This is a genomic window from uncultured Kluyvera sp., from assembly GCF_902485085.1.
Lineage (GTDB): Bacteria > Pseudomonadota > Gammaproteobacteria > Enterobacterales > Enterobacteriaceae > Kluyvera > Kluyvera ascorbata.
In genome coordinates this window covers 85,152-110,429 of record NZ_CABTJS010000140.1, presented here as the reverse complement: position 1 = coordinate 110,429, position 25,278 = coordinate 85,152, and the positions used below count along the sequence as shown (strand labels likewise).

Below are 25,278 nucleotides of genomic sequence, written 5' to 3'. Positions count from 1 at the left end.
TATGACTGAACAAAAATTAATTTCGATGATTATCGACCTGAAATCCTGGCATCAAAATCGCGTTGATAAATGCCAGATGGTTATTGACAACAAAGACGCTGATATCTGTTTAGAAATGGGCGAAAGCGAGGTGCTGGAATTTGGGGCTGACACCAAAGAAGCCCGTTTCATCCGAATTGGTGTCCAACTGGCACTTCTCCAGTTCCAGCCTTTTCCGATCACCATGAAACCGGCGGATGACAACATGGAGGATGAAGACGATGAATAAACCTCATGTTTTCGATGCGGCCCTGGCGATGTGGGGTTATGACCGTCAGGTTCTGGCAACAGCCGAAGAATGTAATGAGCTAGCAGCTGCTTGCACTCGTTTTGTTAATCATAAAGCGAACGGCAACCGTATCGCCGAAGAAGCTGCCGACGTTGAAATTATGATTGAGCAGCTTCGCCATAATGGAATGAGCGACATGATTGATCAGCATAAAACACGAAAAATGGCCCGTTTATCTCAACGCGTAGGGGCTGAGATATCTGATGCGGCATCACCAGCCAGCCCGTCAGTATCTTCCTTACTTGAAGAAGCTGCAGAGCAACTTGAAATGGCACAGGCGCTTTATATCGACAGGCAATCCAGTAACCGTCTTGCTGCCGCCAGAACCCGCCGTTGCATCGCCGTTCTGATGCATGCGGCCCAAAGCATGATCCGCGAGCAGCAACAGGCAGAACAACCCCAGGGAGACAAATGATGATCGATGCAATCAAAGCCGTGCTGTCCGATAAGGGCGAAATGACCTGTCTGCAACTGGTCAGTGCGACGGGAACCAGTGCCCAGTTGCTTATCAAGGCGCTACGCAAAGCGGTGGCACGTTCCGAGCTGAAGGAGCGTAACGGTTATTACGACATTATCCGCAGCAAATCACCTGTAGCGGCTAGACGCTCATTTAGGTGGATTGAGGGTACTGAGATTCCCCGAAGTGTGATGTACCTGGCTTCCGGGCCACGGTCAGCTGAAACGGTGCTTGTTCTGGTTGAGCTGGATGACAAAAAGCAGATGCAGGGCTGGCCACAATTTGAAAGTGCGTTAATCGATATTCGAATGGGGCATTTTCAGTGCTCCAGAACCGGGCAAATTATTACCCGGCATGTCCTTAGATACCTGCCTATTGATGTGCAAGGAGTTGCCTGATGGTAATCGTCATCGTTTGTTATATCGCTGGCGGCATACTGACCTTCGTGCTCGTTGCTGCGCTGCGTGGTAGCAAAATCATGGATAAAGAGGCTGATTCAATCAGCGCTCTGGTTGCGGCTGTAGCCTGGCCATTCACTCTGATGGCACTGATTGGGTGTATCACTCTCTGGTGGCTGTTTGATGTGCTGGAGCTGCTGTTTTTCGCCACCTCAACCTATTTCAGGAGTCGCAAATGACAACCACTATCACAAAGGAACAATGGAACGGTATCCAGAACACGCTAGGTGATTTGTATACCAGGGTTGAATTTAAGCTGTCTTCTGGAGAAAAAATTGCAGTTTATAAGGCCATTGTCTCTGAAAATAAGCTGGCGTTAATAGTCTGGATTGATGATACCCGCAGTGAAGCATGGGGCTGGCCGTCACATAAGGATTTTCGTCCGATTACGAAGGCAGTATGGCGTCGTAAAACGTATAAGCCAGGCGCTTCCATCATCCGCCGAGCGTCAAAAACCAGAGACGGCCTGCGCTGGTTGAAACGCAAAGAAAATGCGCACCTCCATGAGGTAGTGGAATACTGGGTATGTCATTTCAGCACCGCATCATCGTTGGTTCGTCAATTTAAGAAAATTGATGGTCTTGAGCTGGTATCACCACTGAGTGAGGTAATGGCTGATGCGAGCTAATACTATCAAATTGATCCACGTCGCGCGTCGTACTCTGGGTCTTGATGATGAGACTTATCGTGTTTTTCTTAGCACTGTTGTGCCGGGTAAAAGCAGTTGCCGTGATATGAGCTCGGCGCAGCTGCAGGCCGTGCTGGATGCTCTTAAAGAGCGAGGTTTTAAGCCTGTTTCATCTAAACCAAAAGCACCATCGGGGATTGCCGGCAAAATTCGGGCGGTATGGTTCACCATGTTCAATCAGGGTTTTGTCACCAGTAACGACACTGCAGCGATTGATGCGTATGTAAAGCGCATAACCCGGCAACAGAACGGTGGCGAAGGTGTGGCAAAGCTGAACTGGTTGCGTGATGAGAAAGCTCGAACCGTTCTCGAAAGCCTGAAACGGTGGCATATGCGGTGCATGCTGGAGCGTTTACCAGACACCGGTATCAAACCTATTTACGACCGTGTATGTGAGCGTTATCAAATCATGTTGAACATTTGCAAGGGGGAAAAATGAAACCAGAGTCTAGCAAAATCAGAGAGCTTTCAAACGCAGAAGTCCATGCCGCTGAGCTGATTGCAAGTGGCTGGCCAGAGGAGTTAATTCACGGTTTGTTAAAACCCTCAGCCCCTGTCTATCGCACAACCGTTATTGCTGAACTGACTCAGGATTTTAAACTTGAAATGATGTCAAAAATGAATCTGTACCGTGTTGTTTGTAATCTGGAAACAATCAGAACACAGGCTATGGCTGCTGGTGAATATGATGCTGCTGCAATCGCAGCAGCTCGATTAGCGGATCTATTACCTTCAGTCCCCCAGCCCTAATTTTTCTTTCAGCAATTTTTCTGCAAGGGCGCTGCCGATCTTGCGCAGGAGGGCGACTGGAGCCTCCTGCGCTTCTTCTTTCAGCTTTTCAAATACGGGGCGTTGGTTTAATACTGCCGCAAAATCATGTCCCGCTTGTGTCAAACGTATTGGTTTGATTGCAAAATTCCATGAGATGCCTGTACTTTTCTGCGTCGGATGCAGGCCCAAAGATTCAAAGCCTGTCTCCAGTTTGAGACTACTGATGAACCCGTTCTCGGCCAGAAGTAGCAAATGAGCAATCAATATGTTCTGTTCCTTCTCATCGACGTCAAACAGACCAAGTTCTTTAAGGGTGATGTAGGGTTCTGGGGATTCAATAAAACAATTTAGCAACTTCTTCATTTCATCAAGATCGAGTTTCATCCAAGTATCTCACTGTTAGAAAATTGTGCCGGCTCTTTGTGACCATGATGCCGCCACGGGGCAACGTTACCAGTAAATGCTTTTCAGACAAAACGGTGATAAATTTTAATCATTATTTTTAAGGGGGTTATATGAAGTATTTATTGGCAGTAGCGATAATGGTGGCTAGTCTGGCTTCTCATGCTGCAGAGAAACCAATCAAGAAAGATCCTGCGTCTGGGTTCTGGACTTGTAACGGTATCAAACTGCATATGGGCGTTGATCTGGTTTCCTGGCAGAATCTGGACGATGGCGATTTGTTTGTCAGAACTGTTCCTCCTGAGCCAGAAAATGATAAGGCGGTTGCGGTTCATGGAATGTCCTACACGTTTTCTTCAACGAAAAATCCAGCTGTCAGTAAATTCTTCCTGATCGATAAGTCCGGTAAAAAATTGTATTTATATGACGATTTAAAGTTCTCAAAACTGCACCCCTGCAAACGTGACAGCTGATGTCATCAACAATCCCGCCAACGTGCGGGATTTTTTGTATACTGACTGTGCACTTACCTTGAGGAGGGTTTATGTCACAACAGTCGGAGCTTTTTGAACACGACCCGGCCATTCACCAGTTGCTTGACCATATCGACAATATCCCTGTCGGTGAGCTTGAGCACCAATGGCCACAAATGCTGGTTGCACTTGTCGATGTGATGGAGGCAGAATTGAAGCGCCTCGGAATTGCTGAAGACAGCCGCTTGCTGGCGCGTAAACTGGCGCTGGCCATGTCCCACTATATGGGCGGACGTCAGTATTATCTGCCATCCGGGGACAAGCTTGTTACAGCGTTACGGGACGATCTTATCTTCTCCCGTTTCGATGGCCGCAACCTTGAAGACCTGCGCCGCGAGCATCGTTTATCTCAGACGCAGATTTACGATATCATCGCCCGTCAGCGCAAGCTTCATACCCGTCGTCGCCAACCGGATTTATTCCCGCACTAATTATCTGTAACAACCGACTGCGCTCGAGAGTGCGGGTTGTACTCAGATACCGGAATCACCTCTCTAATCAGCTTTTTCTTATCCTCGGATGCAGATCCACTCACCGGATAAGCTGATGCCCCAAATACCCCGTAGTCTGAAAGCGTCATTGCTGGCGATTGCTATCGCCGGTGGCGGTTATCACGAAATGACCCGCGAGACCCTTATCCACGTCGAGGGGATCGAATATACCCCGTACCGCGACATTGCCGGCATCCTGACCGTATGTGTTGGCCATACTGGCGCTGATATCCAGATGCGCACCTACACCCATGATGAATGCATGGCCCTGCTGGACAGTGATTTAAAGCCCGTTCGGGCAGCCATTAAACGTCTGGTAAAAGTCCCTTTAACCGATTATCAGCGCACCGCACTTGAGACGTTCATTTTCAATACCGGCACCGGCGCGTTCGCCAGTTCGACCCTCCTCAAAAAACTGAATGCCGGTGATTTTGAAGGTGCTCGCGACCAGATGCGTCGCTGGATATTTGCGGCCGGGAAACCGTGGAAAGGACTGATGACGCGCCGTGAAGTTGAGATGGCCATATGGTCAGTCGGAGGTGTTGATGACCTTCGCTGATCGTCTTATCGCTGCCGGCGCGGTTGCACTCCTGGTCACCGTGGGTGCGGTCTGGGTAAAGGCTGAGAAAACGCACAGCGATAACGTCCAGTTACGCCGGGACTTGCAGACCCAGACGCAAGCCAGAAACACAGCAGAATGGCTGCTACACGGCCAGGAGCAAACCATCCAGATATTCAGTGCCATCCGCGCGGCCAATGCCGCAGCACGGCGCGAAGACGAGAGGCTGCGCGATGAAGCTCAGAACCAGATCACCCTCATCCTTGAAAAAGAAGAATGCGCTAAGCGCGATGTGCCTGCTGCTGCTGTTGAGTGGTTGCAGCGGGTCGAGAACCGCGCCCGTTCCGGTGGTGGTGACCCCGCTGCCTATTGATGCAGAACTGCTGGCGGAAACGCCTGTGCCAGTGCGCCCCGCACCGTTCACATACGGTGCCTCGGTGGTCTGGAATGCCACGCTATTAACAGCACTTGGCCAGTGCAATCGCGATAAGAACGATGCCCGCCAGCAGGATTTAAAAAGGATTGAAATTTATGGACGCCGACCTGCTTCAGGAGGCTGAAGAGTTTCTGCGGGAACTTTGGCAGCAACAAGGCTGCAGCTGGCCTGGACCACAAATCCAGCGCTCTGAGCCTGACCGTATTTGTGCCTTATGTCGTCGCAGGCTGGGGATTGTTGAGCTGACTGGCCAGTATGAGACGTTGTGTCAGCGTTGTTATTCAGGGAGTTAAACGTGGGCATTTTTGAATATATCGGTCTGTGGCCATATCTGTTACCAGTAGCTTTTGGCGGGATTGTCTGGGCGATGCGGCGCACGTTCGCCAGTACCGAACGGGTAGAAAAGCTGGAAAATCGCCTCACCGAGATGGAAACCAAATACGCCAATATGCCTGGCGTTGAAGATATGCAGGAAATGCGCCTGCGTATGACGGAGATTGCTGGAGATATGAAGGTTATCGGCCAGCGCGTGCAGTCAATGACCCACCAGATTGAATTGTTACTGGAAAATGCGGTGAACCGGAGCAAATGATGATTAACGATATTCTGACTGAAGACCAGAGGCTGGTCATTCTTCGCAGCCTGATGGACTGCAACAACGAAGCGAACGAAAGCATTCTGAATGACTGCCTTGATGCCTACGGCCACAACATTTCACGCGATCTCGTTCGTACTCATATTGACTGGCTGCAGGAGCAAGGGCTGGTTACGGTTGAAAACCTGCGTGGTTTTTATGTCGTCACCATTACTGGCCGGGGGCAGGATGTCGCCGAAGGTCGTTCCCGCGTATCCGGTGTTAAAAAGCCCCGTGCCCGCTGAGGTTAGCTATGGAAACGACAAAACCCACTCGCGGCCGCGCGTCGAAAGTTGATCTGCTGCCTGAAGACGTCAAAAAAACGCTTCATGCCATGCTCAGGGATAAAGCCATTCCACAGGCGCAGATCCTGGAAGAGATTAATGCGCTGATTGATGATGCTGGGCTACCGGAAGACATGCGGCTTTCCCGTTCTGGCCTGAACCGTTATGCCACCAGTGTCGAGCAGGTGGGACAGAACCTGCGTCAGATGAGGGAAATGACACAGGCGCTCACCAGCCAGCTCGGCGATAAGCCGATGGGTGAAACGACCAAGCTCATACTGGAGATGGCCAGAAGTCAGCTCTTTAAAGCATTGATGCGCCAGATTGAAGATCCAGAAGCCGAAGTCGATATCGACATGCTCAAAAATGCCATGCTGGCGGCCCAGCGTCTGGAATCAACAGCCATGTCCAGTCATAAGCGCGAAAAAGAAATTCGCCAGGCCTTTGCAGAAGAAGCGGCTAATGCTGTCAGTGACGAACTGCGCGGTACGGATGGGATGAGCGAAGAGCTTGAGCAGCGTATTCGCAATGTGTTGCTGGGGAAAGCGTGATATGACCGCAACTACAAAACGACTCACCCCACTCAGCGAACCGCGCCAGATTGACCTGAAGGAAGAAGCCAGCAAACTCGGCGTGGATATTGTGACGGATGTCGGCAGTCTGAACCCGGCGAGCGAAGCCGTTTTCCTTCCCTATCAGGCCCGGTGGTTCAGCGATGACAGTCAGATTTGTATCGCTGAAAAATCCCGCCGTACCGGTCTGACCTGGGCAGAGGCTGGCCGTAATGTTATGACGGCCGCAAAGCCACGTAAACGCGGTGGCCGCAATGTCTTTTATGTCGGCTCCCGGCAGGAGATGGCGCTGGAGTACATCGCCGCTTGTGCGCTGTTTGCCCGTGCTTTCAATCAGCTGGCAAAAGCCGACGTCTATGAGCAGACCTTCTGGGACAGCGATAAGAACGAAGAAATTCTGTCGTACATGATTCGCTTTCCGAACAGCAATTTTAAGATCCAGGCGCTGTCCTCGCGGCCGTCCAACCTGCGTGGGTTACAGGGGGACGTCGTTATTGATGAAGCCGGTTTCCATGAGTCGCTTGATGAACTGCTGAAAGCGGCATTTGCGCTGACCATGTGGGGCGCTCGTGTACGCATCATCTCCACTCATAACGGCGTTGATAATCTGTTTAACCAGTACATTCAGGACGCGCGAGAGGGGCGGAAAGATTATTCCGTTCATCGTATTACCCTGGATGACGCGATCAGTGATGGTCTGTATCGCCGTATCTGCTACGTCACGGGTCAGGAGTGGTCCGCCGAAAAAGAGAAAAAATGGCGTGATGACCTTTACCGCAATGCCCCGAACAAAGAGAGCGCCGACGAGGAATATGGCTGCGTGCCGAAAAAATCCGGTGGTGCCTACCTTTCCCGCGTACTCATTGAAGCGGCGATGACGCCGGAGCGTGATATTCCGATCCTGCGCTTTGAAGCTCCTGACGATTTTGAATCCTGGTCGCCAGAACTGCGGGAAGCGGAAGTTTCAGCGTGGTGCGAGAAAGAGCTGGCCCCGTTACTGGCCGCGCTCAACGTTCAGCATAAGCACGCCTTTGGTGAAGACTTTGCCCGTAATGGCGACCTGACCGTTTTTGTCCCGCTGGAAATCACCGCCGACCTGTATAAGCGTGAATGCTTCCGCGTCGAGCTGAAGAACGTCACCTATGACCAGCAGCGTCAGATCATGCTGTTTATCCTGGCGCGTTTACCTCGCTTTATTGGCGCCGCTTTTGATGCCACGGGTAATGGTGGTTATCTCGCTGAGGCTGCGCGTCTGGTGTATGGCCCGGAGATGATTGACAGCGTGCACCTGTCAGCAGCCTGGTATCAGGAATGGATGCCAAAGCTAAAAGGTGAATTTGAGGCGCAGAACCTGATTATCGCCCGTCACCAGACAACGCTGGATGACCTGCTCAATATCAAGGTCGTTAATGGCGTTCCCCAGATTGATAAGGGCAGAACCAAAGACGCCAATGCCAGTGGCACCGGTGGCAAACGTCACGGTGACTTTGCGGTAGCGCTGGCGATGGCGGTACGCGCTTCTTATATGAATGGTTTTGTCATCGACGAAGGCAGCGTGCAGGCGTTGCCAGGTAAGCGCCGGGAAGATGCGCACGATGATGAAACCCATGATGACTACCATGAATTTGAAAGAGGATGCTGGTAATGGGCCGTATTCTGGATTTAACGGGCAATCCCTTCGATTTTGATCCTGATTTGCAGACGGCGCAGGAATCACTGGTGATGATGGCAAAGCGTACCCAGGAGCACCCGTCCAGTGGTATCACGCCAAACCGTGCCGCCATTGTTCTGCGTGACGCCGAACGCGGAGACCTGACGGCTCAGGCTGACCTCGCCTTTGATATGGAAGAAAAGGACACGCATCTGTTTTCCGAGCTGTCAAAGCGCCGGCTGGCCATCCAGTCTTTGCCCTGGAGTATTCAGCCACCGAAAGACGCCACTCCGCAGGAAAAGAAAGATGCGGCCATGCTCGATGAGATGTTGCAGGACGCTGCCTGGTTTGAGGACGGCATTTTTGATGCCGGCGACGCCATCCTCAAGGGCTACAGCATGCAGGAGATCGAATGGGGCTGGCTGGGTAAGCAGCGCGTACCTGTTGCGCTTCACTGGCGTGATCCTGCGTTGTTCTGTACGCCAGAAAGCAATCTGAATCAGCTCAGGCTGCGCGATGGCAGCGCCGACGGAGTTGAACTTCAGCCGTTTGGCTGGTTCCGCCATCAGGCAAAGTCCCGCTCAGGGTATGCCGGCACGCTGGGTCTGGTCCGTACGCTGGTCTGGCCGTTTATTTTCAAAAACTATTCGGTACGTGATTTTGCTGAGTTTCTGGAGATTTACGGTCTGCCGATGCGCGTGGGCAAGTACCCAACCGGCGCAACCTCCCGAGAGAAATCCACTCTGATGCAGGCGGTCATGGATATCGGGCGTCGTGCTGGCGGTATTATCCCGATGGGTATGGCGCTGGAGTTCCAGAGTGCGGCCGATGGCCAGGCAGACCCGTTCCAGGCGCAAATCAGCTGGGCTGAGCGCTCCATGTCAAAAGCCATTCTGGGTGGAACGTTGACCACGGAAGCCGGTGACAAAGGTGCTCGTTCTCTGGGTGAAGTTCATAACGAAGTCCGTAAAGAGATCCGCAATGCCGACCTGCGGCAGCTGCGTCGCTCTGTCAACCGTGACCTGATTTATCCGTTACTGGCAGTCAACAGCCGAACCACCCTCGACCCGTGCCGTTTGCCGGGTATCGTATTTGATTCCGGTGAATACGAAGACCTCTCTATGTTTGCGGAGGCCATTCCGAAACTGGCGGCAGGTATGCCGGTGCCAGTGTCCTGGATTCAGGAAAAACTGAATATCCCGCAGCCTAACGGTGACGAGCAGGTATTCCGTGCCGCGCCAGTGGCTGAAGGTCTGCCAGCGGTAAACGGTCAGGCCAGTCTGAGTGCGACAGACCTGAAGCAGACTGATGATATTGACGATATGGGTGCGGCGGTGACGCCGGATGCGTTTAAACAGGCCATTGATCCGCTTTTAAAGCCCGTTATTGCCAGCATTATTAAAAACGGCCCTGAATCGGCGATGCAGGATGCGGCGACGCTCTATCCCGAACTGGATGATGCAGCGCTTATCGACCTCCTGACCCGCGCTATCTTTGTCGCTGACCTGTGGGGGCGTATCGATGGCACAAGCAGTTGATTTGGCATACGCCGCCCGGTTACCCCCAAAAGAGGCGGTCTCTTACTTCAGAGCCAAGGGCCATAACGTCACCTGGAACTGGTATGAGCAACTGACGGACGCGCATGCCCGCGCGTTTACCGTCGCTAAAGCGGTGCGGCTTGATGTGCTGAACACCCTTCGTGACGAGGTTGATCGCGCTGTCCACGACGGCATCACGCGTCAGGAGTTTACCCGGACGCTGGCACCGCGCCTGCAGAAGCTGGGATGGTGGGGAAAGCAGATTGTTGTTGATACCGAGGGTAATGCTAAGGAAATCGAACTGGGCAGCCCGCGCCGTCTTGCGACCATTTACAACGTCAATATGCGCACGGCTTATAACAGCGGCCGTTATGCGCAGATGATGAATAACGTTGAAGATTACCCGTTCTGGCAGTATGTGGCCGTTATGGACGGGCGAACCCGCCCGGAGCATGCTGCGCTGAATGGGCTGGTGTTTCGCTATGATGACCCGTTCTGGAAGACGCACTACCCGCCGAATGGCTGGAATTGCCGCTGCCGCGTCAGGGCGTTGTCTGCTGAACGTATGAAAGCGCTGGGGCTGAAAGTCAGTTATGGGGCATCTTTCGTGCACACCCATGACGTTGACGCCGGCATTGATGAGACCACGGGTGAAATCTTCAGGACGGAATCCACGACCTTTGATAACGGCCGCGTGAAAATGACGCCCGATGTGGGCTGGTCGTATAACCCAGGTTCGGCGGCGTTCGGCACTGACCAGACGCTTATCCGTAAAGTTATCGAGACCCGCGACCCGCAGCTGCGTGAGCAGGTTATCCAGTCGCTCAACAACAGCCGCGAGCGCCAGCTGGCGTTTTCAGTGTGGGCAAAACGGACCCTCACCAGTGGCCGCGCCGGTGAAGCCATTCAGACGCTGGGCTTCATGTCTGAATCCGTTGCCGCCGTGGTCAGAGCGCGAGTCGGTGCTGAACCAGCCCGGTTATTGGCGATCAGCGAAAAAGGTTTGTCTGATGCGGTTTCAGCTGCAGACCCAAAGCTCAGTGATGCCGATGTACAACAATTGCCGGCGCTGATGGCTCAGCCTCAGGCGGTGTTGTGGGATAGCGCAAGGAATGTGCTCATGTATGTAACGCCTGCAGATGATGCCGGACAGCAGATAGTTATCCGCACAGAGCCCGCAGTGAAGAACGGTGGAGACCTGCTTGACCAGGTCGTCAGCCTGTCACGGGCAAGCCTGAGCAGCCTGCAATCAGCGGTGAACGCTGGCTCGCTTGAAGTGATTGAGGGCCGTCTGGGGCTGGAGGTGGCACCATGAGTATTGATTTAGCGGTTGTGCTCGATATCAACAGGATCCAGACGGCGTTCATCAGCCTGGGCGCAATGGCCAACGATGGGGCCATTCCACGTGCCGCAGCTGCTGCACTGCTTTCCTCAACGGAGAACGCTTTTGAACAGCAGGCGGACCCGGTCACCGGTGAGCACTGGGCCAGCTGGAGCGATCCTTATCTTGCGTGGCGTGAGAAACATAATTATGTTCCTGGTACTATCCTGACCCTGAATGGCGATCTGGCCAGGAGCATCACCACGGACTATGGCCCGGACTGGGCACTGATTGGTTCGCCGATGATTTATGCTGCGATTCACCAGTGGGGCGGAAAGGCGCGATATACTGTCCTGAGAGCTCGTCCATATATGGGGCTTGATAAGGTCGGTCGCAAAGAGATTTACGCTGCTATCGAAAAACGTGCTCAGGCTGCTCTCAGGCCATAGTATGATGTTTGCTATACGTTGACGCTTATAAAATCTTTTAAACGCGTACAGAGAGATTTAAACGTGTTTTAAATGGGGTTGCGTCCGTTCTCCCGCTTCGCTTTCTATCCGGTTCGTTGTTTTCAGTCAGATACCGGAATCACCTGCATTTTCTTCCCCGCGTAAAAATGGCCTGAGTTTCTCAGCAACGAGCAGGCCATGAAAACAAAACCTTCCTCTTTTGGTATCGCCATTCTTGCGGCCACCGTCGGTGATGACGGCTGGTGCCAGTTGCTTCCCGCCGGGCGTTTTCGTGCCCGTGATGGTCGGCCGTTCGATGTTGCTGATGGCTGGTATATGGATGCGGCCATCGCTGCACGTCTGATTGATGGCGTCCGGGCTCTTGGCCAGGACGTGCTGATTGATTACGAGCATAACCAGCTGCGCAAGTCTGAAGGACTTTCGCCTGATGAACTGAAAGCGGCTGGCTGGTTTAACGCTGATGAAATGCAGTGGCGTGAAGGCCAGGGGCTTTTTGTTAAGCCTCGCTGGACACCTGCGGCGTTGACCTATCTGGCCAACGAAGAATTCGGCTTCCTTTCGGCCGTTTTTCCTTACGACCTTGTTACTGGTGCACCAACCGTGCTGCGCATGGTGGCGCTGACCAATGACCCTGGCGCGACTGGCATGCAAAAGCTGGCGGCGCTGGCTGCTTCCTTTGATGAACTCACTAACCACCCACATGAGGGACGTCCCATGAATGAAAACCTGCGTCAGCTGCTGGCGCGACTCGGTATCACGCTGGCTGAGAATGCTGCCGTGACCGATGAGCAGGCCACAGCCGCACTGTCAGCTTTTGATGCGCTCAAGGGCAAGGCAGATAAGCACGATGAACTGAACACCCGTGTGACTGCACTCAGTGCTGAACTGGTTACGGCAAAAGCCGAATCCGGCACGCCAGACCTCACCAAATGGGTACCGGTGGAAACCTATAACGCCATTCGCCAGGAGCTGGCAGAGGTCACTGGTAAACACTCCACGGTTTCCCTTAGCGCTGTTCTGGATAAGGCGGAAACCGAAGGCCGTATCTTCAAATCCGAGCGGGCTTACTTTGAGCAGGTTGGCGCTCAGGTTGGGGTTGTCGCACTCTCTGCTCAGCTCGATGCCAAGCAGCCGATTGCGGCGCTGACTGCACTACAGACTGCGACGACCAGTATCCCTGATACCCGCCGCGAAGGTCTTACGGCGCTGTCTGCCGATGAAAAATCAGCAGCAAAAGCACTCGGCATGTCTGAAGCCGAATACCAGAAACTCAAAGAGGAAGGCGATAAATGATCGTTACCGCGAGCTCCATTAAGGCCCTGATGACCTCATTCCGTAAGGATTTTCAGGGTGGTCTGGATGGTGCGCCATCCCAGTACCAGAAAATTGCCATGACGGTACCGTCATCCTCCAAATCCAATACCTATGGCTGGCTGGGTAACGCGCCGCAGCTGCGTGAGTGGGTCGGTGCGCGAGTTGTGAATCAGATGGCGGCCAGCGCTTACACCGTGGCCAACAGAACCTATGAAGGCACCGTCGGCATCAGTCGTGATGATTTCGAAGATGACAACCTTGGCGTTTACAGCCCGATGTTCTCTGAGCTGGGCCGTTCTGCGGCTGTACAGCCTGACGAGCTGGTGTTTGGCCTGCTGAAAGATGGCTTTAACCAGGCATGTTATGACGGCCAGAACTTCTTCGATACCGACCATCCGGTCTATTCGAAAGTGGATGGCACCGGGACGGCGACGTCTGTTGCGAACGTCTTCCAACAGGCCGCTGACTGGACGGGTGATAGCTGGTATCTGCTGGACTGCTCCCGTGCTATCAAGCCGCTGATCTTCCAGGACCGCCGCAAGGCTGAACTGGTTGCAAAAACAGCCATCACTGACGAACACGTCTTTACCGACAACGAATTCCTGTTTGGTGTCAGCTGTCGTCGTGCGGTGGGCTTTGGTTTCTGGCAGATGGCGATGGCCATGAACGCCGATCTGACACTCGACAACCTCTGGACCGGCTGGACCACCATGCGCAAATTCCACGCCGATGGTGGCCGTCCACTGGGGCTGCGTCCTACTCACCTGGTGGTTACTCCGGGCAATGAGAAAGCGGCCATCCAGTTGCTGGAGCGTGAACTGATTGCCGGCACCAACGGCGTCGTCAGTAACGAAATGAAAGGCAAGCTGGAACTGGTGGTCGCTGACTACCTGTAAGTTACCTGCAGTCTTAAACCGATGTTAAAGGCGGTTAATCCGCCTTTAACCTGCCGTTTAACGTGGATTCAAAGGGAGAACCCATGTCATGTCAGAAGAACTTAAGCAAGGCATTGATGGCACTTCACCGGCTCGCGAAACAGCTGGCAATCAGCTTTTCGACCTGGTTGTCAAATGTTACCGGGACGTATACCGCCGCGCCGGCATCCCGTTCACCCGTGGCGAGAATCGCGTGGTGGGCGTCACTGAAGCGCAAGTGCGTATTCTCGAAGGCGACAGCGTCCTCAAAATCGTATCTGGCTCGCCAGCACCGGACGCGGAAGAGCCAGGGACCGTGGACAACGTGGGCCTGGGCAGTGAGCTGAAAACTGAAGAACTGAATGAGCCACCGTTGAACGAGCGCATCATTCTGGCCGTCGCGGGTCTGGACAAGTCTAACGCTGAGCATTTCACCTCTGCGGGAAAACCGCGCGTGGCTGCTGTGTCTACCGCTCTGGGGGAAATCATCTCCAGTGAGCAGCTCAATGCGGCGCTGGCCTCACAGGGTGAGGACGCGTAATGACTTATGCCACTGTCGCGGAAATGGCGTCCCGGTATCAGCGCCGCAATCTGGATCTACTGACCAAAACACGGACGGATAATAACCAGCCGGATGACGTCATCATTGATGCAGCGCTGGCTGACGCGACTGCGATGATGGATAGCTACATTGTCGCCCGCTACACATTACCGCTGACGGTGGCTCCAGCGACCTTGCCGCAGGTCTGCTGCGTCATTGCCTGGTACTTCCTGCAGGACACGCGAGCGACTGAACAATCAACACAGCGCTATAAGGACGCCATCCGCTGGCTGGAAGGCGTCCGGGACGGAAAGATTCCGCTTGGCACCGACACTGCCGGCAGTGCCCCAGATGGTGAGAACCTTGCTCAGGTGGTTTCTGATGCGCCTGTTTTCTCGCGTAAACAGCAGGGTTTTATCTGATGATTGGCGATACCGAAACCGCGCTGCTTGAGGCTGTTAAAGGACTTTTCGGCAACACCTTGCGCGATGTCGATACGCATCCGGGCACCTGGGATGATGTGGCTATCAAGCGCATGCTGCTCAGTGAGCCAGCGGTCTATATCGCCTGGCTGGGCTGTGGTCCCGGACGAACCTCTCGTGAGGTTGAAAGCCATTGGGTCCTCTACGTATGCGCCAGCATGCTCAACGGTCGTGAAGGTGACCGGCTGGGTATCTACCAGATTGTTGAGCGCCTGGTGGCGGGGATTAACTGGAAGACATTCGGCTCCACCACCGGCATGAAGCTGACCAAAGGACAAAACCTCTACACCGATGCGCAAGGGGGCGCAGGTTGTGCGCTTTACGGCCTTTATTTCAGCGGCACAACGCCCATCGATACCAGCATTGATCTCAGCTCTCTGGATGACTACGAACGCCACTGGCAGACGTGGAAACAACCAGACGGCACCCCGCCTTTTGAGGCGCATATCAACGTAAATGAGAAACAACCATGACTGATGTGCTGAAGATTAAGCCGGCTCCCGGCCGCACTGTTCGCGACCCGCAGACCATGAAACTGCTGGCCGTGGACGGTGAGACCAAGCCGCAAACCAGTTTCTGGCTGCGCCGCCTCAAAGATGGCGACGTGCTCCCGGTAGAAGCCACTAAGAAAGGTGCGAAATGAGCGATATTTCCTTTGATTCGATCCCGGCGGGCGGCGAAATTCGCGTTCCTCTGGCGTATATCGAGTTCAACAACAGCAACGCGGTTTCCGGCACTCCTGCGCCACGTCAGCGTGTTCTGATGTTCGGCCAGCGAGCTTCTGACGTTAATCAGAAGCCTGTGGGGTCGGTGCCGGCGAATACGTTGACGCGTATTTACTCCCCGTCTCAGGCATCTGCCGCATTCGGCCAGGGGTCGATGATCCACCTGATGGCGACGGAGTTCCTGAAGCTCAACCGCGTTGCGGAGCTGTACTGCATCGCCCAGGGCGATGGAACAGGTGTTGCCGATGCCGCTACCATTAAGCTGAGCGGTACAGCAACAGAGAACGGTACTCTGGTGACTTATGTTGCGGGTGTTCGTATTCCTGCCACGGTTAAGACTGGCGATAAAGGCGCGGATATCGCGCAGAGTCTGGCTGACCTGATTAATGCAAAATACGATCTGCCGGTGACAGCGACTGTCGTACCCGATAGCGGCGGCGAGAACGCAGACCCGACCCATGCCGATGTGAAGTTATCAGCTAAGTTTCTCGGCCGCTCCTGCCCGACAGATACGCGCTTCAACTATTACGATCAGGAAATGATACCTGGCGGCATTGTGGCCACGGTGACCTATCCGGCCGATACCAACAGCAACCCGGACCTGTCAGCCTCTATCGCCGCAATGGGTGATTTGCAGTTTAAATACCTGGTCATGCCTTATACCGACCCGACGAACCTGAACCTGTTGCGTACCGAATTGACGGACCGCTGGGGGCCGATTAACCAGGCGGATGGTATCGCGTTTACCAGCTATCACGGCACGATGGGTAGTCTGACGACCTTCGGGCAGAGCCGCAATGATCATCTGCTGTGCTGCCTTGGCGCACCAGCGACACCACAACCGCAGTATGTCTGGTGCACCAGTATTGCTGCTGTGGCGGCTGCGTCACTGAGCATCGACCCGGCCCGACCTCTGCAGACGCTGGTCGTCAGTAATCTGATGCCGCCGAAAGAGACAGACCTCTTCACCTGGCCTGAGCGTAATGGTCTTTTGTTTGACGGCATCAGCACCTTTACCGTCAACGACGGCGGTCAGGTGCAGCTTGAGCGTCTTATCACGACATATCGCACCAACAGCTACGGCGACCCTGACCCGTCCTACCTCAACGTTGAGACCATCGCGACGCTGAGCTATCTGCGCTATTCGACCCGCGTGCGTATTACACAGAAATTCCCGCGTCATAAGCTCGCTGACGACGGTACGAACTTCGCGCCGGGTCAACCGGTTGTAACCCCATCGATTATCAAAACGGAGCTGCTGGCACTGTTTACCGAGTGGGAGGAAGCCGGTCTGGTGGAAGACTTCACCACCTTTAAAGACGAGCTCTATGTGGTGCGCAACAAAAGCGATCGTGACCGTGTTGATGTGCTGGCCGGGCCGAACCTCATTAACCAGTTCCGCATCTTAGCGGAACAGATCCGCTTCATCCTCTAAGGGGGGAACATGGCAGGAAATCAACGTCAGGGCGTCGCCTTTATCCGCGTCAACGGCCTTGAGCTTGAAACGCTGGCGGGCTGTACCTTCACCCCTGCGGGTGACACTCGGGAAACCGTTAAAGGCAGTCGTGTCTATGGCTATAAATCGACGCCGCGTGAAGCCACACTGGAATGCAAAATCCCTGGTGGCAGCGGTATTGGTCTGGATGAAGTCATCAACTGGACGGATGTGACCGCCGAGTTTAAAGCCGATACCGGTGAAACCTGGATGATGCCAAACGCCTGGCAGACCGATGATCCACAAAATAGCGACGGTGAAATCACCATCAAACTCGCCGCTAAAACCAGCAAACGTATCGCGTAAGGAGTCACCATGACCGAGTTTAAAAGCCCTGAGCAGGAAGCAATGGAGTTTCATGAGGAGATTCTGAATGCACTCAAAAACGGTACATTCCGTCTGCTTGATGGCATCCCGTACGGCACCGGCGAAGAGATGGAAATGCAGTATGACATCACCTTCCGTGAACTGACTGCCGGCGACATCATTGATGCGCAGATGGCCTCTGAGCGTGTCGTGGAGACCAAAGCAGGACCACAGCTGGTGAGTTCACCTTCTCAGATGGGGCTGGAGATGTTGCGCCGGCAGATTGCAAAAGTGGGCGTGATTAGCGGTCCATTGTCGCTGGTTCTGCTCAAAAAAATGTCCCAGCGCGATTTCCATCGTGTTTCGCTGGCGACTGATTTACGTGATGTTGCTCAGGCTGCGGCGATGACCCCTGAACGGGGGCGAGTGGCTGCAGTGTCGGAGTGAGATTGAACAGGCGGCTATAGCGGTCGGCGTCATGCTTAAAGGGGGCCCGGAATGGGCCCTTTCTCTTCCGCTCTCCCGCCTTTTCCGACACTGCAAGCAGGCTGAAACCCTCTTTAAAAGGTAATTATCATGGCTGGGCAATTTCGCGCCTCAATCATTATTGATTTAATGGGCAACATTGCCCAGCGTTCCCGCCAGTTCTCCGGGAACATCTCCTCAATGGCTCGCAGCAGCCAGACGGCGATGAACGGTCTGCGCAATTCCGTCGCCAGTGTTTCAAACTCCATTGACCGCCTTGGTTCCTCGGCAACCCGCACGTTTGGCATGCTTACTGCTGGCGGTGCGACGATAGCCGGCCTCGGTTATACCGCCAATAAGCTATTCATCAGCATCGCGTCCACGCGAGAAAACCAACGTATCGCGCTCAACTCTCTCTACAAAGGCAACCAGCAGCATGCGTCAGAAATGATGCAATGGGCCATTCAGAACGCCAAAGACTCCACTTGGGGGCTGACAGGCGTTATGGGGGAGTTGGTTAGTAGTAAGTCATTTGGCATGACCGACAAAGGTGCCAAAAGCTTTATTACGATGCTTCAGGATCAGGGTGCTATGCATGGCTGGGATTTGAATCAAGCGCAGGGTGCGTCGCTTCAGTTCAAACAAATGTTTTCTCGTCAGCAAATTACTGCTGCAGATGCCAACCTGCTGACTGGTTACGGAATCAACGTATACAAGGTTTTGGCTGATGCAACAGGAAAGTCTGAAAAGCACGTTAGGGATTTGGGAACTGCGGGTAAGTTAGGGGCAAAAGATATTGGACTTTTGTTCCAGCTCCTTGGTGAGGAGTCGAAAGGTGCCCAGAAAAATGCGATGAACAGCTGGACGGGCCTGACAGCGCAAATGGGCGATGTGTGGGAAGACTTCGCCGATAAACTGATGAATAAAGGGCCTTTTGACATACTTAAAGGCCGTGTTAAAGGTGTGCTCGATTGGTATGGCCAACTGAGTAAACCCGGAGCAAACGGTGTAAGTGGCGTTGACCAGCTAACCGATGAGCTAGCCGCTAATTTCCAGACGGCTTTTGATACGATCAGCAGTGCCGCTCAGGAGACCTGGCGTTACCTGAAAATGGGTAAAAATGCCCTCAGTTGGGTGGATGACAATATTGTCAGCCTGAAAACGATGGCCAAGGTTATTGGTGGTATCTGGCTGGCGAACAAGGCGCTACGGATGGGCGGCGCTATCGTTCGCCCAACCTGGCAGGTGGCTACCTCACCATATCGCGCCTATCGATGGATGCGCGGCAGAAACCAGCCTGGTGCGGGCGGGCCGGGTATGCCACCTGTCATGAGCAATCCGCAGCTCATTCAGCAGGTCTTTGTCACCAACTGGCCAGCGTCGTTCGGCGGTGGTGGCGACGTCTATGCGGGTAATGGTAAACGCAAGCGTGGGCCGGGACGTGGTCGTGGCACCAGTGTCCCGGTTGTTACATCACCTGCAGCAGCTCCTGCCGCAAAAGCGGGGCTGTTTTCCCGCATCTTCAGCGGCGCGGGTTCGATGCTTGCCGGCGCAGGCTCAGCCATCAAAGGTGCTGGTAGCTGGGTGGCCAACAGTGCCATTGGTCGTGTGGCTGCAAAAGGTGCTGGTGCGCTGGGCTGGCTTGGGCGCGGCGCAGGCCGTATGTTCTCCCGCTTTGGTGGGCCGTTGATGGCTGGCGCAATGATGGTGCCAACGTTGATGGATGAAAACGCGACTGTACAAGATAAAGGCTCTGCTATGGGCAGTACAGCCGGCGCATGGGGTGGCGGCGCACTGGGCTCGTTGCTCGGCCCGGCGGGTACTGTTGTAGGTGCCACTCTCGGTGGTGTTCTTGGGGATTATCTGGGCGGATGGCTAGGGAATGTTTACGAGAAATTTGCCGGGAACGACAGTAGCGGCCAGCAGAAGACCCCGCCGCCAGAACAGAAAGTCAGTGCTCAGGCACAGCTGAAAATCCAGCTGGCTGACGGCCTGCAGATCACCAGCACCAATATTCAGGAAGACGGTATGGGCATGAACGTCTGGACCGGTCAGAACCTTTACCCTTATTAACGGGACAAATCATGTTTGAAAGTACAGTCGCTAGTGTGAACTCTCTCCGTGATGGACTGGGGGCGCTGGGTTTAAAAAACAGCAAACCGGATGGTAAAGGAACATTTCGCAACGTGCCGTTCCTGATTTTCCGTGACCAACGCATGACCGGTGGTCGTCGTCTCGTTAAACGCGAATATCCACTGCGCGATAAAGGTGGGGCGATTGATCTTGGTCGAAAACTCCATGAATTTTCCTTCTCTGCCTGTCTGTTGGGCAAAGATGCAAAGCAGCTAAAGGAAAATCTGATTGAGGCGCTCGATGATGCCGGCGCAGGGGAACTAACTCACCCGGATTTTGGTACGCTGCAGGTATTGGTTGATACATGGGAATGCCGTTACACTGCTGATGAACTCAATTACTACGAGTTCACAATTACTGTTTACCCGGCCGCAGAAGATGAGGCACCAGAGACATCAGCAGATACTGCAGCCGCCGTAACCGTCAAAAAGGATAGCCTGTTTGGTTCTCTGGGGGATACGCTCTCCGATGCCTGGCAGACAGTTCAGGAAGCAACAGATGGCGCCACGGCCGTTGCAGATGCTATCAGTGGTGTTTATGACGATATTGCTAATGCGATTGAAAATGTCGGTATTCTGGGCAGTGTCAACGGGCTGCTGTCTGCTGTTACCCAGGTAAAAGGGATGGCGACACGGCTGGTCAATGCACCAAAATTACTGGCTGCAAATTTATTGGGGGCGCTTTCTGGGATCGCATCTGTTGCGGATAATGATGCTGGATTTAAAGCGTATGAACGCATTGGCGTTAATCTGAAGCGCCGGCAGGCTGCTACGGATACCGCTCATCTTGATCCGGCCGCTGCAGCGAACATTAATACGCTGTATTATGTTGCGACCGTCGCCACACAGACCAGCCAGGCTGAAGCGGCATCTGCCGTTCTGACTGATGCGCTGGCCACTGATGATGGACTCTCCCGCACTCCAGAACTGACGACCACGACACCTGTCAGTTCTGTCTCAGCACCTTCAACAACTCAGCAGGACTCAGCTGCCGGAATCACCCGGAACGATTCAACTTCTGTAGCCTCAGAGAACAGTCCGGCATCGTTTCCACTCTTTGAGAGCCAGGCTGATATCGAACGGGTTACCAGTGAACTGGGCCAGATGCTGGATGACAGCACCATTGCTGCTTCTGATGCCGGATTTACGGCCAGCAGCCTTGAACTGGCCACGTTTCGTCTTGTGGTGATTAACGATTTGCGCACTCGCGGTATTCATCTGGCGAATGTACGCAACGTCACCCTAAATCAGACGGAGCCGGCACTGGTTGCCCTGTATCGCGAAACGGGTGACAGCCTTTACTGGCAGCGTTTTGGTCGCCGAAACAGTGTACCCAATCCGCTCCTGATGCCAGGGGGCGTTTCTCTGGAGATCCTTGATGGCTGACGTCGAATTACGCACCGCAGGAAAGATTTTTGCCGGGTGGACGACCATCAATATTAACCGCTCCATCGAATCACTCTCCGGCTATTTCGAACTTGGTGTCAACGTTCAGCCAGAAACCGATTTATCATCACTTTCTCCGGGTCAGCCTTTTACCCTCACCATTAATGGCCAGACGGTCATTACCGGTTATCTCGATGGCCGTCGTCGCAACATGACGGCCGACTCAATGTCCATCACCATCTCCGGCCGCGATAAAACAGCTGACCTGATTGACTGCGCGGCTATCTACCAGGGCCGTCAGTGGAAGGGGCGCACGCTTGAGCAGATTGCGCGTGACCTGTGTAGTCCTTATAAGGTGGCCGTTCGCTGGGAGCTGACCGACAGCGAATCCTCAGCGCCGTTCCCGTCCTTCACGCTCGACTACTCAGAAACCGTCTATGAGGCGCTGGGCCGTGCCAGCCGCGCCCGTGGTGTACTGATGACCAGCAATGCCGCCGGTGAGCTGGTTTTCACCCGCGCGGATGAAACCCAGACCGATAAGCTGATTCTCGGTGAGAACCTGATTGAGATGGAGTTTGAAGAAGACGATCGTGACCGCTTCAGTGATTACATTGTCGCTGGCCACGGCCGCGCCAGCGGCAAAGCCGGTGACGACCAGAGCGCAAAAAACATCGCCAGTCAGAAAGCAGAGGTGAAAGACTCCGATATCACGCGCTACCGCCCGACGATTATCCTTGCTGACAGCAAAACGGATTCCAAAGGTGCCAGCGGCCGCGCGACACGTGAAATGCGTCGTCGCCTGGCTAAATCACGCACCTTCGAGGCAAAAGTAGACGGCTGGCTGCGCCGCGATGGTTCGCTGTGGATGCCTAACCTGCTGGTCGATATCGATGCATCCCGCTTCAGTATCACCACGGGACCGCTTCTGGTCAGCAAAGTCGTACTGGCGCTGGATGATCGCACCGGCATCATGACCACGCTGACGCTTACCCCGCGCGATGGCTGGCTGGTACCAATTGAACCGGACAGTAAAACGAAAAAATCCCGTAAAAGCGAAGATAAGAGCGGCGTGGATGCGCTGGCTGAAGAGTATTACCGCAAGCACCCGGAGAAACGCCCATGAGTGAACAGGCATTTCAGCGTCTGATTGCTCCCGTCATGCGCCGGCTGCGGCTGATGATTGGCCGCGCCGTGGTAACGCTGGTCAATGACAGCCTGAAGATGCAGAACCTCCAGGTGACGAGCCTTGATGATGGTCCACTGGATGACGTCGAGCGCCCTCTGCAGTACGGTCAGATTAGTGTCCCGCTGGCTGGCTCTGAAGCCATTATGGTGAGTCTTGGCGGCGATACTGATTCCGCCGTTGCTCTGGTGGTTGATGATCGTCGTTATCGTCCTGTCGGTCTGGTCGCGGGCGATAGCGGTCTTTATCACTACGAGGGGCACCGCATCCGCTTAACCAAAGACGGCCGGGCCATTGTGACCTGCAAAACGGTTGAGGTGTATGCCGATGAAAGCGGGTTGTTCGATATGCCAAAAGCCCGGTTTACCGGTGACCTTGAGGTAGATAAAAATCTTCAGGTTAAAGGTACAACTGACCTTCAGGGTGAGGCCACTGCGCCGGATATCATCGTGGATGGCAAATCTACCAAACGACACGTCCATGAAGAACATGACGGCCCATTAACCAAGGAGATGCAATGACAGACCTGGCATTCGTCTGGATTAATGGCCGGGGCGATATTGCGCAGAACGGCGAGGACATGCTGACCGACGACAGCCTGACCAATGACGTCATCATTTCTCTGCATACGGATCGTCGTGCGCTGGATTCAGATGATATTCCCGGCGATAACACTGACCGTCGTGGATGGTGGGCAGATACCTTCCGTGACCGTCCTATTGGCTCAAGACTGTGGCTGCTTTCCCGTGAAAAGACACTCAATTCAGTGCTCACCCGCGCTGCTGAATATGCGCTTGAGGCGCTGGTATGGCTTAAAGAAGCCGGCCGCGTGAAAAAGATAGCCGTTTACGCCAGCCAGCCGGAAAGCGGCTGGTTACAGCTGGATATTGAATTCACGCTGCCGGATGGCTCTGTCAGTCCTTATTCCTTTAAATCGCAATATAACGGAATTTAACATGCCTTATAAATCGCCTACGTTGCCAGAATTAATCGCGCGTGCTGAAGGTAATATTCAGCAGCGTTTAAAAGGTTCCGCGACAGGAAATAAGGAAAAAGTCTTGGGCGTGCTGGCGCGTGCGCAGGCTGGTCTCGATGCAGGTCTGCATGAGCATATTTCCTGGGCATATCGCCAGATTATCCCCGGTGATGCGGATGAAGCTGAATTGCTCAAACATTGCCAGTTCTGGGGTATTCGCCGCAAGCAGCCGACGCCGGCAAGCGACCCGATTACGGTCACGGCCAGCGCTGCCGGCACTATTCCAAAAAATACCCGCTGGCAGCGTGCCGGCAACATCCTTTATGCGCTTGAAGCTGATTTTGATGTCGCAGCGGCCGGGACCGTCAATGTCCCTGTTACGGCGGTAGTGTCAGGGACTGCCGGCAATGCTCCTGCGGGTACTGCATTGACGCTGGTCACGCCTGTCGCGGGGATTTCTTCAGATGCTGTGGCCACAAACGGATTGACTGGTGGTAGTGATATTGAGCCGGTCTCTGAACTGCTGGCACGGCTTGAATTTCGCGCCCAGCATCCGCCATGCGGCGGTAATAAATACGACTATGAGCGCTGGGCGCGGGAATGTGCAGGTGTAACTCGTGCATGGTGTCTGCCGACCTGGCAGGGGCCGGGAACGGTAGGCGTTGCGTTTGTGATGGATGGTAACAGCAGCATTATTCCGGGTGATTCTGATATTGCAAGGGTGACGGATTATATTGCAGGGCATCCGAATCCGATTACCGGCGTTATTGAGGGGCAACCAGAAGGGCCGGAGGTGACCGTATTTGCACCGAAATTAAAGCCTCTGGATATGACTATTAAAATATCGCCTAAAACGGATGCGCTGAAGCAGGATATTGCCAATGGGATGGCTTCGCTTTTTTATAACAAATGCGAGCCAGGCAGCACGATGACCACTTCCAGCCTCATCCGTGTGATTGCCTCAAGCCAGAGCCTGACTGACTTTGAGCTGTCGTCGCCCACCACTGCCACCTATTCAGCGGCTGATGAGCTATTGGTTCCGGGGACGATCACATGGATATGACGAGGTTTCAGCGAGTATTCCTGCAGCTGCTTCCCACTGGGCTCGCCTGGAACAAAGAACCCGGTTCAGAACTGAGCAAGATTGCCGGGGCTCTTGCCGATGGCCCGGAACAGGATGATGCCTCAATTGATCGTCTGCTTGATGAGCGTTTCCCTGACCGGTCTGTGGTTTTGCTTGAGGACTGGGAGAAATGGCTCGCTTTGCCGGATTGCACCAGCGCTGGCCAGACATTTGACGAGCGCCGGACCGCAGCTGCAGAGAAGTACAGAATGGTCGGGAGCCTTAACCGTCAATTCTATATCGAGCTTGCCGCAAAGTATGGCTTCGATATCGAGATAGAGTCGTACAGCGACGGCGCTTATGCCACCTGTTTGGATAACTGCCTTACCCGATTACGTAAAAACTACGGACGTTTCACGTCACATATCATCGTGAAAACCAGTGTGGATAATCGCAACGCCACCGTTCTTGATAATTGCCTTACTCCACTGGTCGTTTATTCCGGCGGCGTAATTGAATGTCTGCTTGAGAAATATAAACCCGCTCATCAGGTGTTTATTTATATTTACCAATAAAAGGAATCAGTCATGTTCCATCTTGATAATAATTCCGGCGTCAGTGCGATGCCACCACTCGGAGCCGTGCAAAGTTCGGCCCCGCGTTGGTTTACTGAAGGTGGTGGTGGTGTACCTGCTTCTTATCC

35 protein-coding genes are annotated in these 25,278 nt (G+C 53.9%); 34 read left to right on the top strand and 1 reads right to left on the bottom strand.

Translation table 11 applies throughout. The features are described from left to right. Position 1 precedes the first annotated feature (1 nt). The 7 genes from RDN66_RS17125 to RDN66_RS17095 are packed head-to-tail and all read left to right on the top strand — an operon-like array spanning position 2 to position 2,681. Positions 2–268, top strand: coding sequence for a hypothetical protein (locus RDN66_RS17125; protein ID WP_308538061.1), 267 nt, complete (start codon positions 2–4; stop codon positions 266–268). After that, entirely contained in the window at positions 261–743 is a 483-nt protein-coding gene (locus tag RDN66_RS17120; protein ID WP_308538060.1) for a hypothetical protein, read from the top strand. Before RDN66_RS17125 ends, RDN66_RS17120 begins: the two co-directional genes overlap by 8 nt. Then, positions 740–1,183 (top strand): hypothetical protein, encoded by a 444-nt coding sequence (locus RDN66_RS17115; protein WP_185668091.1) that lies wholly within the window; start codon positions 740–742, stop codon positions 1,181–1,183. The genes RDN66_RS17120 and RDN66_RS17115 overlap by 4 nt, the downstream gene beginning before the upstream one ends. Continuing rightward, a complete protein-coding gene (locus tag RDN66_RS17110) occupies positions 1,183–1,422 on the top strand; it encodes a hypothetical protein (RefSeq protein ID WP_023293655.1) in 240 nt (79 codons plus the stop codon). The genes RDN66_RS17115 and RDN66_RS17110 overlap by 1 nt, the downstream gene beginning before the upstream one ends. Further along, entirely contained in the window at positions 1,419–1,871 is a 453-nt protein-coding gene (locus RDN66_RS17105; RefSeq protein ID WP_185668090.1) for a hypothetical protein, read from the top strand. Before RDN66_RS17110 ends, RDN66_RS17105 begins: the two co-directional genes overlap by 4 nt. After that, complete coding sequence (locus RDN66_RS17100) at positions 1,861–2,370, top strand: gp16 family protein (RefSeq protein ID WP_182928256.1); 510 nt, start codon at positions 1,861–1,863, stop codon at positions 2,368–2,370. Before RDN66_RS17105 ends, RDN66_RS17100 begins: the two co-directional genes overlap by 11 nt. Then, positions 2,367–2,681 (top strand): hypothetical protein, encoded by a 315-nt coding sequence (locus tag RDN66_RS17095; RefSeq protein WP_032676848.1) that lies wholly within the window; start codon positions 2,367–2,369, stop codon positions 2,679–2,681. The genes RDN66_RS17100 and RDN66_RS17095 overlap by 4 nt, the downstream gene beginning before the upstream one ends. On the opposite strand, the gene RDN66_RS17090 is transcribed toward RDN66_RS17095, so the two are convergent. Then, positions 2,664–3,086 carry a DUF2513 domain-containing protein gene (locus RDN66_RS17090; RefSeq protein WP_023293652.1) on the bottom strand — a complete coding sequence of 141 codons (423 nt, stop codon included), beginning with the start codon at positions 3,084–3,086 and terminating at the stop codon, positions 2,664–2,666. The two genes, RDN66_RS17095 and RDN66_RS17090, sit on opposite strands and share 18 nt — an antisense overlap. Before the next feature lie 131 nt (positions 3,087–3,217). Here RDN66_RS17090 and RDN66_RS17085 point away from each other — a divergent pair, with 131 nt between their 5' ends. The 27 genes from RDN66_RS17085 (at position 3,218) to RDN66_RS16955 (ending at position 25,150) form a co-directional block, all read left to right on the top strand. Continuing rightward, positions 3,218–3,577: a hypothetical protein gene (locus tag RDN66_RS17085; protein ID WP_308538059.1), complete on the top strand. Its 360-nt coding sequence runs from the start codon at positions 3,218–3,220 to the stop codon at positions 3,575–3,577. A 71-nt stretch (positions 3,578–3,648) separates the two neighbouring features. Then, complete coding sequence (locus tag RDN66_RS17080) at positions 3,649–4,068, top strand: Mor transcription activator family protein (protein WP_023293650.1); 420 nt, start codon at positions 3,649–3,651, stop codon at positions 4,066–4,068. Between the two features lie 115 nt (positions 4,069–4,183). Further along, positions 4,184–4,687: a lysozyme gene (locus RDN66_RS17075; protein ID WP_308538058.1), complete on the top strand. Its 504-nt coding sequence runs from the start codon at positions 4,184–4,186 to the stop codon at positions 4,685–4,687. Continuing rightward, complete coding sequence (locus RDN66_RS17070) at positions 4,674–5,060, top strand: DUF2570 domain-containing protein (protein ID WP_182928258.1); 387 nt, start codon at positions 4,674–4,676, stop codon at positions 5,058–5,060. Before RDN66_RS17075 ends, RDN66_RS17070 begins: the two co-directional genes overlap by 14 nt. A gap of 358 nt (positions 5,061–5,418) precedes the next feature. Further along, positions 5,419–5,715: a DUF2730 family protein gene (locus tag RDN66_RS17065; protein WP_023293646.1), complete on the top strand. Its 297-nt coding sequence runs from the start codon at positions 5,419–5,421 to the stop codon at positions 5,713–5,715. Continuing rightward, positions 5,715–6,002: a hypothetical protein gene (locus RDN66_RS17060; RefSeq protein WP_023293645.1), complete on the top strand. Its 288-nt coding sequence runs from the start codon at positions 5,715–5,717 to the stop codon at positions 6,000–6,002. Before RDN66_RS17065 ends, RDN66_RS17060 begins: the two co-directional genes overlap by 1 nt. A gap of 8 nt (positions 6,003–6,010) precedes the next feature. Then, entirely contained in the window at positions 6,011–6,592 is a 582-nt protein-coding gene (locus RDN66_RS17055) for a DUF3486 family protein (protein WP_023293644.1), read from the top strand. Between the two features lies 1 nt (position 6,593). Further along, entirely contained in the window at positions 6,594–8,258 is a 1,665-nt protein-coding gene (locus RDN66_RS17050; RefSeq protein WP_308538057.1) for a hypothetical protein, read from the top strand. After that, positions 8,258–9,802, top strand: a complete 1,545-nt coding sequence (locus RDN66_RS17045; protein ID WP_308538056.1) for a DUF935 domain-containing protein — start codon at positions 8,258–8,260, stop codon at positions 9,800–9,802. Before RDN66_RS17050 ends, RDN66_RS17045 begins: the two co-directional genes overlap by 1 nt. Continuing rightward, positions 9,786–11,117: a phage minor head protein gene (locus tag RDN66_RS17040; protein WP_182928261.1), complete on the top strand. Its 1,332-nt coding sequence runs from the start codon at positions 9,786–9,788 to the stop codon at positions 11,115–11,117. Before RDN66_RS17045 ends, RDN66_RS17040 begins: the two co-directional genes overlap by 17 nt. Then, the gene (locus RDN66_RS17035) at positions 11,114–11,572 is read left to right on the top strand and encodes a phage virion morphogenesis protein (RefSeq protein ID WP_023293640.1); all 459 of its coding nucleotides are present in this window, start codon (positions 11,114–11,116) and stop codon (positions 11,570–11,572) included. Before RDN66_RS17040 ends, RDN66_RS17035 begins: the two co-directional genes overlap by 4 nt. 198 nt (positions 11,573–11,770) lie before the next feature. After that, a complete protein-coding gene (locus RDN66_RS17030; RefSeq protein ID WP_182928262.1) occupies positions 11,771–12,886 on the top strand; it encodes a phage protease in 1,116 nt (371 codons plus the stop codon). After that, positions 12,883–13,803, top strand: a complete 921-nt coding sequence (locus RDN66_RS17025) for a Mu-like prophage major head subunit gpT family protein (RefSeq protein WP_308538055.1) — start codon at positions 12,883–12,885, stop codon at positions 13,801–13,803. The genes RDN66_RS17030 and RDN66_RS17025 overlap by 4 nt, the downstream gene beginning before the upstream one ends. 88 nt (positions 13,804–13,891) lie before the next feature. Further along, on the top strand, positions 13,892–14,362 hold the full coding sequence (locus RDN66_RS17020) for an HI1506-related protein (RefSeq protein WP_185668087.1): 471 nt from the start codon (positions 13,892–13,894) through the stop codon (positions 14,360–14,362). Next, complete coding sequence (locus RDN66_RS17015) at positions 14,362–14,784, top strand: gp436 family protein (RefSeq protein WP_023293636.1); 423 nt, start codon at positions 14,362–14,364, stop codon at positions 14,782–14,784. The genes RDN66_RS17020 and RDN66_RS17015 overlap by 1 nt, the downstream gene beginning before the upstream one ends. Further along, positions 14,784–15,317 (top strand): phage protein Gp37, encoded by a 534-nt coding sequence (locus tag RDN66_RS17010; RefSeq protein ID WP_023293635.1) that lies wholly within the window; start codon positions 14,784–14,786, stop codon positions 15,315–15,317. Before RDN66_RS17015 ends, RDN66_RS17010 begins: the two co-directional genes overlap by 1 nt. Then, positions 15,314–15,487 carry a DUF2635 domain-containing protein gene (locus RDN66_RS17005; RefSeq protein WP_115258398.1) on the top strand — a complete coding sequence of 58 codons (174 nt, stop codon included), beginning with the start codon at positions 15,314–15,316 and terminating at the stop codon, positions 15,485–15,487. Before RDN66_RS17010 ends, RDN66_RS17005 begins: the two co-directional genes overlap by 4 nt. Continuing rightward, entirely contained in the window at positions 15,484–17,004 is a 1,521-nt protein-coding gene (locus RDN66_RS17000) for a phage tail sheath subtilisin-like domain-containing protein (RefSeq protein WP_308538054.1), read from the top strand. The genes RDN66_RS17005 and RDN66_RS17000 overlap by 4 nt, the downstream gene beginning before the upstream one ends. Before the next feature lie 9 nt (positions 17,005–17,013). Then, the gene (locus RDN66_RS16995) at positions 17,014–17,370 is read left to right on the top strand and encodes a phage tail tube protein (protein WP_308538053.1); all 357 of its coding nucleotides are present in this window, start codon (positions 17,014–17,016) and stop codon (positions 17,368–17,370) included. Between the two features lie 9 nt (positions 17,371–17,379). Further along, entirely contained in the window at positions 17,380–17,817 is a 438-nt protein-coding gene (locus tag RDN66_RS16990; protein ID WP_185668084.1) for a phage tail assembly protein, read from the top strand. Positions 17,818–17,946: 129 nt separating this feature from the next. Next, positions 17,947–19,908 (top strand): tape measure protein, encoded by a 1,962-nt coding sequence (locus RDN66_RS16985; RefSeq protein ID WP_308538052.1) that lies wholly within the window; start codon positions 17,947–17,949, stop codon positions 19,906–19,908. A gap of 11 nt (positions 19,909–19,919) precedes the next feature. Then, positions 19,920–21,353 (top strand): DNA circularization protein, encoded by a 1,434-nt coding sequence (locus RDN66_RS16980; protein WP_308538051.1) that lies wholly within the window; start codon positions 19,920–19,922, stop codon positions 21,351–21,353. Beyond that, complete coding sequence (locus RDN66_RS16975) at positions 21,343–22,476, top strand: phage baseplate assembly protein (RefSeq protein ID WP_374044027.1); 1,134 nt, start codon at positions 21,343–21,345, stop codon at positions 22,474–22,476. The genes RDN66_RS16980 and RDN66_RS16975 overlap by 11 nt, the downstream gene beginning before the upstream one ends. Continuing rightward, positions 22,473–23,057, top strand: a complete 585-nt coding sequence (locus RDN66_RS16970) for a phage baseplate assembly protein V (RefSeq protein ID WP_163181547.1) — start codon at positions 22,473–22,475, stop codon at positions 23,055–23,057. Before RDN66_RS16975 ends, RDN66_RS16970 begins: the two co-directional genes overlap by 4 nt. Continuing rightward, on the top strand, positions 23,054–23,491 hold the full coding sequence (locus RDN66_RS16965) for a phage GP46 family protein (RefSeq protein WP_023293626.1): 438 nt from the start codon (positions 23,054–23,056) through the stop codon (positions 23,489–23,491). The genes RDN66_RS16970 and RDN66_RS16965 overlap by 4 nt, the downstream gene beginning before the upstream one ends. Position 23,492: 1 nt before the next feature. Next, positions 23,493–24,575 carry a baseplate J/gp47 family protein gene (locus RDN66_RS16960; protein ID WP_185668081.1) on the top strand — a complete coding sequence of 361 codons (1,083 nt, stop codon included), beginning with the start codon at positions 23,493–23,495 and terminating at the stop codon, positions 24,573–24,575. Further along, positions 24,566–25,150, top strand: coding sequence for a YmfQ family protein (locus RDN66_RS16955; RefSeq protein WP_308538050.1), 585 nt, complete (start codon positions 24,566–24,568; stop codon positions 25,148–25,150). Before RDN66_RS16960 ends, RDN66_RS16955 begins: the two co-directional genes overlap by 10 nt. Positions 25,151–25,278: the final 128 nt, after the last annotated feature.